Raw genomic sequence first — 13,260 nt, 5'->3', positions numbered from 1 at the left:
CGTTGACTATGCAAAAAATATGCAGGATCGACATGGGAATTAGATAATACAAGAGACCTCTCACAAGTTTATTTAACTTGTGAGAGGAGAAATCGCAACCTGAATAGTGAGTACCGCATCTTATTTTACATAGCTATACTTCTCAGTCCAATGTTTTGGAGGCCAGCCATTGCATCATTGTTGTTTTCTTTCCGTTAATCAGCTTTGATACTTCATTGTTATATACGTAAATCCAGGACCAGTGGCCATTATATTCATACGGTGTTTTGTCGCTCTTCTTGTACAAACTAGAAGTATCCACTACATTATCAAACAACGACATATGGACATCCTTTGCTCCCGCATTCACCAAACGGTTATAGGTCGGAATCATGTAATCGTTGGGTGGAACTACGGTGTCGGTTTTGGCGGCGACAAACCAGATCGGCAGGTCCTTCATGTCATTAATTTGTTCATCGGTGATAAGGCTATCCTTCAAGGCTTCACACGCCACCACAGCTGCTGCAAAATAGTCTTTATAATCACGGATCAGCAGCATAGTCATGTATCCACCGTTGGAGTCTCCGCCAATATAGATTCGATCTGTATCAATGTCTTTGTTTTGGGCCACGTATTCCTTAATTAAGGACATCAATGCTTGCTCGTACTTCGAGGTTCCGTCTCCAAAGCCTGTAAAACCATCCATCCAGTAGGTTGGGGTCTGAGGTGCCAGCACATAAGCCCCGCCAAAATAAGATTGAATATCCTTAGAAGCAAAATTCGCTGCCTTATTTCCCGAAATTGGAATCGTCGGATCTGTACCTCCCTCTCCCATACCATGCAGCCAGATCACCAAAGGGTTCTTCACTTTGTCTTTTGCTGGTGCGTAGTTCGCGTAAGTTAAAGTAACCCCATCAAATGTAGCTTTGCCAGTTGTAAACTGATCAACAAGCTTCCGGATTTCACCTGAGGAAGTATCAATCTTCAATCCGGAAATTGTTCCTGATTGGGTTTTAATAGCCTTTTGCTGCGTGATCGTATATTTGTTATCATTCCATCCGTTAAACCCGGAACCTGCATCATAATGAATAGCGGAACCCAATGTTAAGGACGGACCGATTTCCATTTCCAGCACAACGTAGCTTCCGGTTTTCTTTACAGGGTTGCCGCTTTTGTCCGATACATAGGCCTTGGTGACCTTCCTGTTACCTTTTTCAATAAAGGAATTTACCAACCTATTGTCGCTTCTTTCCACATGTACCTTAAATGTATCCTTTGTTATCGCATCTTTGGGTACCGGCTTACCCAGGTTAACAATGATCTTCGTAATGGCTGCTCCCCAATCCTTCACCTCCGCAACCGTCCGGTATGAGGTGGGCTGTACCTTGGCATCCTTGGCCCATGCACCGGAGCTGAAAGCAAAGGTCGTACTGACAGCTAAAGTGAATAACATAGATGTTTTAGCAACCTTTTTAAACTGTTTAAACATGATGTCTTACCTCCTAGATCCATTAATAAAACGCTTACATTATTAATTTTAACGATTTTTTTATTTGCATCCTGCCTTTTATTAGCCTAATTCAGGTCAATTACTGACTCCTTGCTTCAGAAAGCCTCTTGTGCTTTTTACGATATTGATGAGGCGTCACGTGATAAACCTTTTTAAATACCCTGGCAAAAGACTTCTCGTTCGGAAATCCGTGTTCCAGCGCAATTTGTATAATAGAATGGTCTGTATTCATAAGAACACGGAAAGATTTCTCCAGACGGATGGCGTTGATATATTGAAAGAGCGTCAACCCTACATGCTTTACAAAAAAACGGGACAAATATTCGGGAGACAATCCAAAAACCTGAGCGATGGAATCCAGGGATAGGCTCTGATCGTAATTATCTTTGATATAATCAGTTATCAATGTCAGCCGCTCCAAATATTTATTCGTGTTAAAGCCAGGGAGCGATTCGTTGTCAATTTTAAAATGCATTAATAAAAGGTACACCAATCTATAAGATAGGGACGTTAAGTGAATATGTACTAAAGGGTCATTGTGCTGGTTGAGGTAAGCCACAAATAATGTGTTTAACAGATCACGCAGCTCCTCAAAATGCTGTAATCTCTGCTCGTTGGTTTCGAAAATGGATATACAATCAAATAAAATGGGATTACTATCCTTTATATTTTCTCGAATAAATCCTGAAGGAATCTGAACGGTTATAGCCTGTCTACCTTGGCCCTTAGCCACAGAAAAGGAATGAATAGCATTCGAATTAATGAGCACAATATCTCCTTCTCTGGAGCTATAATTCATGCCATCTATATAGATATTGTCGATTCTTCCTGAGAGTACATAGGATATTTCGATGCTGTCATGCCAATGCCTAGGTATGTATGCTGGTTCATTGGAGGAATGAGCTATAATTTTTAATGGAAAATGATTGTCTGCCTGAACTAGCTCATATTTGTATTCCAAGTTTGTCGCTCCTCTCAGATGTGAACATCATATTAGAAGAAACGGCTTCAATAGGTTGCCAAAACCGCCATATTTAATCTTCCTCTCTCTATAAACAAAAAAACCTAAGATAACCAAATACATAAGATCCTTGGATCTTAGCATTTGGTTCCTTAGGTTTTGCCTGCGTAACAGTAACAATCCCAGTGCTATTCATTTTCAATTAACTAAGCTAAGTATATAGAGGCTTGAAATTTATGTCAACGCTTTCACTTAAGGCGTCTAACCCTCAACTAGCGGCGATGTCCTTTAGCTTCATATGCCCGTAGCTCTCCAGCCACATCTGTTTTGCCTTATGCCGCTCGGTATCTCTTTCTGGTCGTCTCCCCTAACAAAAAAGAACGAGCTTCCATAGCCCGTTCCTTTATTTATGATCCTGTTTTTTGAACTTTGAAGATCATATTTAAACCAAAACCAATCAGCACGAGTCCCGTGACCTTATCGATCATATTTTGAACTTTGGGTGACATTAACCATCTTCTTATGTAACTTAACAATAATACGATTGTAGTAAACCATATAATCGAAAGTAGAGCATAAAGAGAGCCCATCTGTAAAAACTGCAAACTGGGATTATAGCCCGGTAGAACAAATTGCGGTAAGAACGTGAGAAAAAAAATAGCAACCTTCGGATTGAGTGCATTGGAAACCAATCCTTGTGTAAACGCTGATTTTCTAGAATTCTCTTGCTTCTCTTGAACCAAATTACTCTTTCCTTTTTTTATAAAGGAAGACAGCCCCATATATATCAAGTAAACTGCCCCTGCATATTTGACTACCTCAAATGCTACAGCCGACTTCATTAATATGAAAGAAAGCCCCAATGCGGCTGCCAATGTATGAACGAGAGCTCCGCTAGTTAAACCTAGTGCAATTTTGAAACCATCCTTCTTGCCATCAGTGAGAGTTCTTTTCGTTATTAATGCAAAATCAATCCCTGGTGACATGACAATAAAGATGAGCAGTATCGTAAATGCCAATATATCATTCATAATGTGCCTCCAGATGAAATTTCAGATACACAATACTAACGCGTTATCAGCTATATTTCAATGCCTAACATTCATCCGTTTGAAGCTAATGCGCCACTCGTACGATTTTAAGAATCTTCTGAAAATAAGATTTTTTTGTAAATAATGTTTTTTTGTAAATAGAAAATAATCAAAGTATCCTACCAGCGGTTCATGAACTTCCATTTGCGAACCAGACTTTTCAGGAACAGAAAGAGCAGCGGCGATGTCCTTCAGTCGCATCGCCCCGCTGCTCTCCAACCACATCTGTCTGGCTTTGTCCCGTTCAGGGATTCTCTCTCTGGCATTTCCATATCTCAGGTCTCTGAATAATTAGACAAACTGACCGGATAAAAGACATAAACCTTAAACCTTTTACTGAATAAGCTACTACTAAGCAACAATATTAAGGCGTCAACTTTAATATTGTCATAGTTGTATTAATATTATTGTGCAACTGAGCAGGAGTTGCATTGGCATTTACCAGTTGTATTGTAGTTGGAACTGTTGTAACGGTTATAATAACTTCAGCTGCGGTAGGTCCCCCACCATTGCCTGAAAAAGGTAAGGGTGTTATAGGAGTTCCGTTAACAGTGAGATTGAAGTCCGCATCACCTTGGTTGTGGATAGAAAATGAGATGAAGTAGCTCCCCGTCTCGTTAATCGTTATCGTTGGAGATGGAGGAGTAAAAGTAAATGCACCACCAACATTCGCTAAAACCCCAGTAAAGGTAATGGGTGAGTTACCCGGAACTGTGTCAGTCCCCGTACCAGGATCTGCTCTGAAAACACTTAAGAAGTCTGATATCCCGACGCCTGCAGGCCCTGCTGGCCCCGTAGCTCCTGCTGGTCCTGCTGGCCCTATTGCTCCTGCCGGTCCTGCTGGTCCTACTGCTCCTGCCGGTCCCGTTGCTCCTACTGGCCCTGCAGGGCCAGGAATTCCTTGGAAACCTTGTAGCCCTTGCTGACCTTGAGCACCTGGAACTCCCTGTGGACCTGGCAGTCCCTGGGGTCCTTGAGGTCCTTGAGGTCCTTGAGGCCCTTGAATTCCTTTAACAATGACCTTCGGCAAAACTTTGAATTTTTTAACTGAACATCTTCTAAATTTTCTCCGATGCATTTTCTTTTGCCAACAATAATGTCTAAACATAATTAATGGTCACCTCCAAAGTCTAGTCAAATTAGCTTATTGTGCAATTAACCAAAAAGATTGGGCTGTTGACTTCATCTAGGAAAAGATAGGCATAGGTCTGTCCGTATGCTCCAACTCGTTGGTCATGATCTTAAACCTCTGTGACCGCCCACCTGTTCTCGGCGTGTGTTGTATGCTTTTCCAACAAAAAAAGGACTAGCTCAACAGCTAGTCCTTAATGATTGGGTTGAAAAGTACTACCTTCTATTATTTTTGGGTAAATGCGATTTTTAAGCCGATGAGTGTAAATAACGAGCCTTGAATATAATTGATTTTTTTAGAAAAGGATGGATTTCTCCGTAGAAAGGAGCCTACTTTTCCAGCAAAAATACTTATCAAAATAAAAAGCACTAAAGTTTGTATTAAAAATACCACTCCAAGAACTAGCATTTGAATAGAAACATTACCGCTTTCTTGGTTTACGAACTGAGGAAGAAAAGCCAAGAAAAAAAGTGATATTTTTGGATTCAACACATTCATGATGACACCTTTTTTATACAATGATTTGTAATTCAAGGTATCACCACTCTTGAGTTCAAAACTCGTATCTTTTGCTCTAAATGACTTATACGCCAAAAATAATAGATAAGCTGCTCCAGCGTATTTGATTACTGCAAATGCCAAGGAAGATTGATAAATTATTGCTGCGAGGCCGAAGGTTGCTGCAAAAATATGAACCAACAATCCCGTGCAAAGGCCTAAAGTAGTAAATATCCCTGCATTCCTACCTTTTGCTATGCTCTGTGTCAGAGTGAACACGTTGTCGGGACCCGGCATAATGGTGAGAACAATTGCCGCTCCCAGAAAAGCTAATATAGTTTGAAGCTCCACACAACTTCCCCCTTTGGATAATTTGCATATATACTACACCACAATATGTATAGAAGCTATTAGAGCAAATGATCGAATGTAAACTGCTGAATTACATAAACTCTGCTGTAAGCTGCTTGAGCACTCATGGTGTAGCAATGGTATAGAAAAGGGCTCCCTCTCGGGAGCCCTTTAAATAGCGGTATTACAGGGTTTTGAGACCCTTATTACATCATGCCGCCCATTCCGCCCATGCCGCCCATGTCAGGCATTGCAGCCTTTTCTGGTTCTGGCTTGTCAGCGATCACTGCTTCAGTAGTCAGGAACATAGCCGCTACGGAAGCAGCGTTTTGCAATGCATAACGAGTTACTTTCGCAGGGTCAACGATACCTGCGTCAATCATGTTTACCCACTCGCCAGTAGCTGCGTTGAAACCAACGCCTACTTCTTCGCGTTTCAGACGCTCAACGATAACAGAGCCTTCTTCGCCTGCATTAGCAGCAATTGTACGGATTGGAGCTTCCAGAGCGCGCAACACGATGTTGACGCCTGTTTGCTCGTCGCCTTGCAGCTCAACAGCAGCAACTGCATTGTATACGTTCAGGAGCGCTACACCACCACCGGATACGATACCTTCTTCAACCGCGGCACGGGTTGCGTTCAGAGCATCTTCGATGCGCAGTTTGCGTTCTTTCAATTCTGTTTCAGTAGCCGCACCGACTTTGATTACTGCTACGCCGCCGGACAATTTAGCCAGACGCTCTTGCAGTTTCTCTTTGTCGAACTCGGAAGTAGTTTCTTCCAGTTGCGTGCGGATTTGGCTAACACGAGCGTCGATGTCGGCTTTGTTTCCAGCACCGTCAACCACAATCGTGTTTTCTTTTGTAATACGCACTTGACGTGCTGTACCCAGTTGGTCCACAGAAGCTGTTTTCAGGTCCAGACCCAGTTCTTCTGTGATTACTTGGCCGCCTGTCAGGGCAGCGATATCTTGCAGCATTGCTTTACGACGGTCACCAAAGCCAGGAGCTTTAACAGCTACAGCATTGAATGTACCACGCAGCTTGTTGACAACGAGCATAGCCAGCGCTTCGCCTTCGATGTCTTCAGCGATCAGAACGAGTGGCTTGCCTTGTTGTACGATTTTTTCAAGCAATGGCAGGATTTCTTGTGTGTTTGTGATTTTCTTGTCAGTAATCAAGATATATGGATTGTCCAGTACAGCTTCCATTTTGTCCGTATCTGTAATCATGTACGGAGAAATGTAGCCACGGTCAAACTGCATACCTTCAACTACTTCCAGTTCTGTTGCAAAACCGCGGGATTCTTCAACAGTGATGACACCGTCTTTGCCCACTTTTTCCATAGCTTCAGCGATCAGTTCGCCTACTTCATCATCAGCAGCGGAAATACCAGCTACTTGAGCAATGGATTGTTTGCTTTCGATTGGTTTGGAGATAGCTTGCAGTTCAGCAACTGCTGCTTTAACCGCTTTGTCGATCCCTTTACGGATACCGATTGGGCTTGCGCCAGCAGTTACGTTTTTCAAACCTTCAGTGATGAGGGCTTGAGCCAAAACAGTAGCCGTAGTCGTACCGTCACCAGCTACATCGTTTGTTTTGGTTGCTACTTCTTTAACCAGTTGAGCGCCCATGTTTTCGAACGCGTCTTCCAGCTCGATTTCTTTTGCAATCGTTACACCGTCATTAGTGATGAGCGGGCTACCGAATTTTTTCTCCAGTACAACGTTACGGCCTTTCGGTCCGAGTGTTACTTTAACAGCGTTAGCCAATGCATCTACCCCGCGCAGCATGGAGCGGCGAGCGTCTTCACTGAATTTAATGTCTTTAGCCATTTGTGATAAACCTCCCTATGGATTATGAATGATTTGTTTCAATTCCTATATTTAGGTCTTGTCCGGGTTCCGGTTAACCGATGATCGCGTGAATATCGCTTTCTTTCATAATCAAATATTCTTTACCTTCATATTTGATTTCCGTTCCAGCGTATTTGGAGAAAATGACACGGTCGCCTTCTTTTACTTCCAGAGGAATACGGGCACCGTCTTTCAATGCGCCTGCGCCAACCGCGATAATTTTGCCTTCTTGCGGCTTTTCCTTGGCAGAGTCAGGAAGTACGATTCCGAAGGAAGTCGTTGTTTCTTGCTCAATTGCTTCCACCAATACGCGTTCACCCAAAGGTTTGATCATGAAAAATAGCCTCCTTATTAAGTGTTTATCCTGTAATTTGGTTGTTATGTTGTATGTATTAGCACTCAACAGTCGTCAGTGCTAACAACCAACTTTATGATACTCAACTTGAGATTGAATTTCAAGTCCCTAATGTATTTTTTATGGGAATTTTTATGGGCAGCCATTCTCGATTATATCCACCTATCCTAAAAATAACCGTTAACTCAAGGCTAATGGTTATTTTTAAGACAGCTATGTTGATCAATTTTAGAGAAATTAGTTATTGAGCCGTTCAGGCCCTGCTTATTATTCCGCAGCTACACGCAATTGGGCCTCCCGTTCCTCCTGTGCACGCAGTTGCTTGCGGTACACGACTGATGACAAGTATACACTCGCTTCATACAGCACCAGCAACGGAATCGCCACCAAAAAATCGGATATAAAATCCGGCGGAGTGATAACAACAGCGACAAAAACAAGCAGGAAATAAGAAATCTTCCGCCATTTGCGAAGCCTCATCGGGGTTAATACACGAATCCCTGTCAGAAACATGATCAGCAGGGGGAGTTCAAACAGCAACGCTACAGGCAACACAATATTAAACATAAAGGTGAAATATTGCGCAATACCGTACGTTTCCTGCAATCCCATACTTTTGGTGACGGACGATGTAAACTGAATCGCCATCGGGAAAATAATGAAATAAGCAAAAGCTGCGCCAATAATGAACAAAAGCAGCACATAAGGCACATATCGCAAGGTTGCACTTCGTTCTTGCGGCCTTAATCCCGGGCTGACAAACTTCCACAATTGGTAGCATGCAAATGGTAACGCCACTGCAATCCCAATGATCATGGCGATCTTCATGTAGATACCGATTCCGTCCCAAAAGGAAAATGCATTTAACTGAAAAGCTTGCGCCGAACCGGAGCGAATAAGCCAGTTATAGACAGAACCCGCCGCAAACAATCCACCAACCAGCGCCAATACAAATACAATCAGCACATAAATTATTCGTCGACGAAGCTCACCCAGATGTTCCATTAGCGGCATTTCATGCTCTGATGGAGTCAAGCCTATTCCTCCTTTCTGAACGGAACGCAGCAGCGCCTCCTAAAAAATAAAGCCCTTCACTGAAGAAGAGGCTCATGTTTATTATACAAGCAGCAAAAATGAATAACTAAATCTATGACAAGCGTTTATCCTCAGGCTGAGGTTGAACTTCTGACGTCGTCTGTGATGCTTGGACCACACTATCTTTGCTTTCTTTACGCCCAGTCCGTTCATCTTCAGATAAAATATCGCGTGCCCCGTTTTTAAATTCACGGAATGTACGCCCTACAGCTCGGCCCAGCTCAGGCAGCTTGTTCGGACCAAATAGCAGTAGCGCCAGAATAATTAACAAAATATAACCCGGTGCTCCAATATTGGGCATGTGTAGTAATCCTCCTTATGTTGACGGACAAAATGAGAACCTCTGTCCATATACGGCCATATAAATTCTTACAGGTATCATACCACACACACGGGCTGCCTTCTACCGGAACTGACCTGTCACCATGAGCAGCGCTTCCGGGAGCTGATCCATAATTGCTGCCAAGTTTTCATGCACGCCTTTGGGCGTTCCTGGCAAATTAACAATCAATGTACGTCCGCGTATCCCCACGATTCCACGAAAAAGCATGGCCGCCGGATTTTTCTGCATCACGATCATTCTCATGGCTTCCGCCATACCTGGCACTTCCCGCTCCACGACCCGTCTGGTCGCCTCAGGTGTCACATCACGGATCGCCAGTTCGGTTCCGCCCGTAGTTAGCACCAAGTCTGCATGAAAATAATCGGTCATTTCGATTAAAGCCGCAATAATCTCATCCGGTTCATCGGGAACGATCCGGTATTCCACAATCTCTCCGCCCAGTTCTTCTTCGACGAGTTCCCGGATGACCTGTGCGCTTGTATCCTCACGCTCTCCCCTTGCCCCTTTATCACTGGCTGTTAGGATCGCCGTTTTCCACACCATAAGATCACCCTTCTCCTATCATGAAAGAATACTTTCTCTTCTGAAAATCAGAAACAGCCACGCTGCATCCTCCATCACATCACAGTACCCTCTCGGCGACAATGTTGTCTATGTCAAGGTTTCCGGTGGTCCTCCCTTTGAAAATCCCCATGCTTGCCACCCGTTTTGGATTGCAGCATGGTAGGGCCGATGATCATATCTTTTTGCAGCGCCTTGCACATATCATACACGGTTAACGCTGCGGCTGAAGCCGCTGTCAAAGCTTCCATTTCTACACCCGTCTTACCCTCGGTCTTCACTTCAACTTCAATATGAAGCACATCATGTCCATTATCGGAAAAAGTAATGTTCACGCCTGTCAGAGCCAGCGGATGACACATCGGTATCCAGTCTGACGTTTTTTTCGCGCCTTGAATCCCCGCGACCTGGGCCACAGCAAGAACATCACCCTTGCCGATTCTGCCTTCTTTTACAGCCGTCAATGTAGCCGGGTTCATCGTAATCTGAGTCACGGCGACTGCTGTGCGAACCGTAGACGTTTTGCCCGAAATATCTACCATACGAGCTCGTCCCTGTTCGTTAAAATGAGTAAAGGAATCCACGACTCCCTCACAGCTCCTTTCACATACCCAACTTTACTTCATTCATCATTTGTCGATTTTGCATGGTTACAATCTAAGCGTCCTTCAGGTGTAAACAGCACGTCCACTCGCAAATCTCCTGGCTCCATGGGTACTTGTGCCAACAATTGTCCCGGCAGCAGCAGCGAGACATAAAGCGGACCTACAGAGCCGTTATTACGCTTCTCTGCCTCTACCTGTGCGGTAAAGCGATCATAGTAGCCTCCGCCATAGCCGATTCTGCCTCCACGACGATCAAAGGCCAAGCCGGGCACAACAACCCAGTCGATTCCCGTCCACATTTCAGGCAACCATTCCTTGCATGTCAATGCAGGCTCAGGGATGTTCCATACGCCGGGCACCATATTTTCATACTGATCCATCTCCCTCAGCTCCATGGTTCGGGTTACCGAATCCACTCTCGGGGCCAAGACACGATCTCCCTGTGACCAGCAATGCTCAATGAGGGGAGTCGTAGAAATCTCGCTGCCAAAAGAGAGATAACTAAATAATGTTAGCTTATCCCCGTTTCTGTCTATTCTAAGCTGCTCCCATGCCTCGATTGCATGCCGACAGGCCACAGCCGATGCCTTCTGCCTTGTCAGCGGGTCCATGGAGTCACGCGCTTCCCGTTGCTGTACACGCAGCGCGTTCTTCACATTACAGACATCCACACATCCGCCCTCCCGCACAATCGTCGATAATCATCAAAACGTTGCAATTGTCCCATTTGTCAGTAAGTGCTGTACGTTGCAAGTTTTTTTCATTCTTTTTCACTTCTCGTTTAAGTTTATCATTGTTTATACAAATTGACTATACGAGGCTCAAGGGTTTAGGGGGGTGAAAGCAGTGCAATAGTGGGTAATTTCATGTAAACTGGAAGGAAGGTACCTGCGAAAAAGGCAGGAAGAACTGTGCAAAATGTAATGGAGGAACGATACGCTATGCTATTGCAAGTAACCGGAATTACTAAATCCTATGGAATTGAGCCCGTTCTGGACGGGATTAACCTTCAAATATTGGAACGTGAACGTATTGGGCTGGTAGGTGTGAACGGTGCAGGCAAATCGACCCTGCTCAAAATCATTGCTGGTGAAATATCCTATGACAGTGGACAAATCTTTAAAGCGAAGGAAACCAGCATCGGTTATTTGGCGCAAAACAGTGGCTTAAATTCTGACCGTTCGATCTGGGATGAAATGATGCTGGTGTTCACACCGCTGATTGAAGCAGAACGGGAACTTCGGCAAATGGAGCAGGAAATCGCCGATCCGGCCAATGCGCAGAACGAAAAGCGTTATGCCGATCTGCTCGAACGCTATGCACGACGCTCAGATTGGTTCAAGGATCACGGTGGTTATGAAATGGAGACCCGTATTCGCAGCGTGCTGCACGGCATGGGCTTTAGTTCATTTGCACCCGAAACGCCTGTAGCCACCCTAAGCGGAGGTCAAAAAACCAGACTTGCGCTAGCGCGCATCCTACTGCTCGCTCCAGATGTCCTTATGCTCGATGAGCCTACCAACTATCTGGATATTCAAACACTGACGTGGCTGGAAGACTATTTGCGCGGCTACTCCGGCTCGCTGCTGGTCGTATCACATGACCGATATTTTCTGGATCGACTGGTGACGACGATTATTGAAATTGAGCGCCATCGCTCCACCCGCTATACAGGCAACTACAGCCGCTATATGGAACTAAAGGCTGCCGAGTATGAAACAAACATCAAGCATTACGAAAAGCAACAAGAGGAAATCGCACGGATGGAGGCATTTATACAACGCAATATCGTGCGAGCCTCTACAACCAAACGTGCCCAGAGCCGCCGCAAGCAGCTGGACAAAATGGAGCGCATGGATCGACCTATGGGCGATTTGAAAAAAGCCCACTTTTCTTTTGAAACTGCCTATATGTCGGGTAAGGAAGTATTAGAGGTGCGTGACCTTTCCGTAGCGTATGAGGGGAAAAAGCCTTTATTTCAGCATGCATCCTTTGACTTAAAACGTGGAGATACGGTGGCACTGATCGGTCCGAACGGGATCGGAAAATCGACTTTGCTCAAATGCCTGACTGGCTCACTTAAACCTGCTGCTGGGTCCATCCACTGGGGTACGAAAATCAAAATCGGTCTGTATGACCAGGAGCAGACAAACCTGAACCCCGCCAATACCGTACTGGAGGAGTTGTGGAGCGAATACCCTCATATGGAAGAAGCACGGATTCGGACAGTGCTGGGTAATTTCCTATTTAGCGGTGACGATGTACTGAAAAAGGTAGCTTCATTAAGCGGAGGAGAAAAAGCCCGCGTATCCCTGGCCAAGCTAATGCTGCGCGAAGCCAACGTATTAATTCTCGATGAGCCTACCAACCATCTGGATCTATTTAGCAAGGAAGTGCTGGAAGCGGCTTTGATGGACTATGACGGTACGCTCTTGTTCATCTCCCATGACCGTTATTTCCTTAACAAAATGGCTGAACGTGTCATTGAGCTTCATCCTGAAGGAATAGAACATTTCCTGGGGAATTATGATGACTATGTAGCCAAGAAACAAGAGTTGGAGGAAATCGCACAGGAAGCGCTCGAGGCAAATCAGAGCAATCGTGGTAAGGCCCCATCTGCCTCTGCGTCCGCAACAGACGAGGTCACTCCCAAATCACGCGCGGCCACCTATGCGGCAGACAAACAAGCCAAAAGCGAGGAACGTAGTCGTCAACGCAAGCTGGAGGCATTGGAAAACAAGATTAAAACGCTGGAAGAACAAATTGTAGGCTTGGAGGAACAAATGACCATGCCTGAAATTTATCAGGATTACACGGCACTTCAGGATATTCAGGCACAACTCGACACCCATAAACAGGAATTGACTGAAACCTATGCATCCTGGGAGGAACTGCTTGAGGCATAAAGCTGCTGCATAAAATC

The 13,260-nt window shown here is 44.7% G+C and carries 14 protein-coding genes and 1 pseudogene; 1 reads left to right on the top strand and 14 read right to left on the bottom strand.

The window, feature by feature from the left end:
* Window positions 1-142 precede the first annotated feature (142 nt).
* The 14 genes and pseudogenes from ACUC6J_RS06280 to ACUC6J_RS06215 form a co-directional block, all read right to left on the bottom strand.
* A complete protein-coding gene (locus ACUC6J_RS06280; protein ID WP_447249934.1) occupies window positions 143-1,468 on the bottom strand; it encodes a prolyl oligopeptidase family serine peptidase in 1,326 nt (441 codons plus the stop codon).
* A gap of 100 nt (window positions 1,469-1,568) precedes the next feature.
* Window positions 1,569-2,450, bottom strand: coding sequence for an AraC family transcriptional regulator (locus tag ACUC6J_RS06275; RefSeq protein WP_420539918.1), 882 nt, complete (start codon window positions 2,448-2,450; stop codon window positions 1,569-1,571).
* A 268-nt stretch (window positions 2,451-2,718) separates the two neighbouring features.
* Window positions 2,719-2,793 (bottom strand): annotated as a pseudogene (locus tag ACUC6J_RS06270) (phage terminase small subunit-related protein); the annotation flags it as partial.
* Between the two features lie 64 nt (window positions 2,794-2,857).
* Window positions 2,858-3,481 (bottom strand): LysE family translocator, encoded by a 624-nt coding sequence (locus ACUC6J_RS06265; RefSeq protein ID WP_447249933.1) that lies wholly within the window; start codon window positions 3,479-3,481, stop codon window positions 2,858-2,860.
* A gap of 57 nt (window positions 3,482-3,538) precedes the next feature.
* A complete protein-coding gene (locus tag ACUC6J_RS06260) occupies window positions 3,539-3,766 on the bottom strand; it encodes a phage terminase small subunit-related protein (RefSeq protein WP_447249932.1) in 228 nt (75 codons plus the stop codon).
* Window positions 3,767-3,905: 139 nt separating this feature from the next.
* Entirely contained in the window at window positions 3,906-4,649 is a 744-nt protein-coding gene (locus ACUC6J_RS06255; RefSeq protein ID WP_019686536.1) for a collagen-like protein, read from the bottom strand.
* A gap of 249 nt (window positions 4,650-4,898) precedes the next feature.
* Complete coding sequence (locus ACUC6J_RS06250) at window positions 4,899-5,522, bottom strand: LysE family translocator (RefSeq protein WP_016821195.1); 624 nt, start codon at window positions 5,520-5,522, stop codon at window positions 4,899-4,901.
* A 206-nt stretch (window positions 5,523-5,728) separates the two neighbouring features.
* The gene (groL, locus tag ACUC6J_RS06245; RefSeq protein ID WP_016821196.1) at window positions 5,729-7,357 is read right to left on the bottom strand and encodes a chaperonin GroEL; all 1,629 of its coding nucleotides are present in this window, start codon (window positions 7,355-7,357) and stop codon (window positions 5,729-5,731) included.
* Between the two features lie 73 nt (window positions 7,358-7,430).
* Window positions 7,431-7,712, bottom strand: a complete 282-nt coding sequence (groES, locus tag ACUC6J_RS06240; protein WP_007429271.1) for a co-chaperone GroES — start codon at window positions 7,710-7,712, stop codon at window positions 7,431-7,433.
* 288 nt (window positions 7,713-8,000) lie between these two features.
* Window positions 8,001-8,768, bottom strand: a complete 768-nt coding sequence (tatC, locus tag ACUC6J_RS06235) for a twin-arginine translocase subunit TatC (RefSeq protein ID WP_016821197.1) — start codon at window positions 8,766-8,768, stop codon at window positions 8,001-8,003.
* 112 nt (window positions 8,769-8,880) lie between these two features.
* Window positions 8,881-9,129 (bottom strand): twin-arginine translocase TatA/TatE family subunit, encoded by a 249-nt coding sequence (locus ACUC6J_RS06230; RefSeq protein ID WP_016821198.1) that lies wholly within the window; start codon window positions 9,127-9,129, stop codon window positions 8,881-8,883.
* Window positions 9,130-9,231: 102 nt separating this feature from the next.
* Window positions 9,232-9,714: a MogA/MoaB family molybdenum cofactor biosynthesis protein gene (locus ACUC6J_RS06225; protein WP_013369877.1), complete on the bottom strand. Its 483-nt coding sequence runs from the start codon at window positions 9,712-9,714 to the stop codon at window positions 9,232-9,234.
* Window positions 9,715-9,827: 113 nt separating this feature from the next.
* Window positions 9,828-10,316, bottom strand: a complete 489-nt coding sequence (moaC, locus tag ACUC6J_RS06220; RefSeq protein WP_017426496.1) for a cyclic pyranopterin monophosphate synthase MoaC — start codon at window positions 10,314-10,316, stop codon at window positions 9,828-9,830.
* Window positions 10,317-10,354: 38 nt separating this feature from the next.
* Window positions 10,355-11,008 (bottom strand): 5-formyltetrahydrofolate cyclo-ligase, encoded by a 654-nt coding sequence (locus ACUC6J_RS06215; RefSeq protein WP_038978109.1) that lies wholly within the window; start codon window positions 11,006-11,008, stop codon window positions 10,355-10,357.
* Between the two features lie 270 nt (window positions 11,009-11,278).
* Here ACUC6J_RS06215 and ACUC6J_RS06210 point away from each other — a divergent pair, with 270 nt between their 5' ends.
* Window positions 11,279-13,243 carry an ABC-F family ATP-binding cassette domain-containing protein gene (locus ACUC6J_RS06210; RefSeq protein WP_103042277.1) on the top strand — a complete coding sequence of 655 codons (1,965 nt, stop codon included), beginning with the start codon at window positions 11,279-11,281 and terminating at the stop codon, window positions 13,241-13,243.
* Window positions 13,244-13,260 lie beyond the last annotated feature (17 nt).

The sequence above is a fragment of the Paenibacillus sp. JJ1683 genome (genome assembly GCF_053006485.1).
Note: the sequence above shows the minus strand (reverse complement) of the source record. Positions and strands in the feature narration are given on the sequence as shown.

Coding starts and splice junctions, on each gene's coding strand:
- ACUC6J_RS06260 (WP_447249932.1), bottom strand. CDS start 3,766: ATGTGGTTGGAGAGCAGCGGGGCGATGCGACTGAAGGACATCGCCGCT.
- ACUC6J_RS06255 (WP_019686536.1), bottom strand. CDS start 4,649: ATGTTTAGACATTATTGTTGGCAAAAGAAAATGCATCGGAGAAAATTT.
- ACUC6J_RS06230 (WP_016821198.1), bottom strand. CDS start 9,129: ATGCCCAATATTGGAGCACCGGGTTATATTTTGTTAATTATTCTGGCG.
- groL (WP_016821196.1), bottom strand. CDS start 7,357: ATGGCTAAAGACATTAAATTCAGTGAAGACGCTCGCCGCTCCATGCTG.
- ACUC6J_RS06280 (WP_447249934.1), bottom strand. CDS start 1,468: ATGTTTAAACAGTTTAAAAAGGTTGCTAAAACATCTATGTTATTCACT.
- ACUC6J_RS06210 (WP_103042277.1), top strand. CDS start 11,279: ATGCTATTGCAAGTAACCGGAATTACTAAATCCTATGGAATTGAGCCC.
- groES (WP_007429271.1), bottom strand. CDS start 7,712: ATGATCAAACCTTTGGGTGAACGCGTATTGGTGGAAGCAATTGAGCAA.
- ACUC6J_RS06265 (WP_447249933.1), bottom strand. CDS start 3,481: ATGAATGATATATTGGCATTTACGATACTGCTCATCTTTATTGTCATG.
- ACUC6J_RS06225 (WP_013369877.1), bottom strand. CDS start 9,714: ATGGTGTGGAAAACGGCGATCCTAACAGCCAGTGATAAAGGGGCAAGG.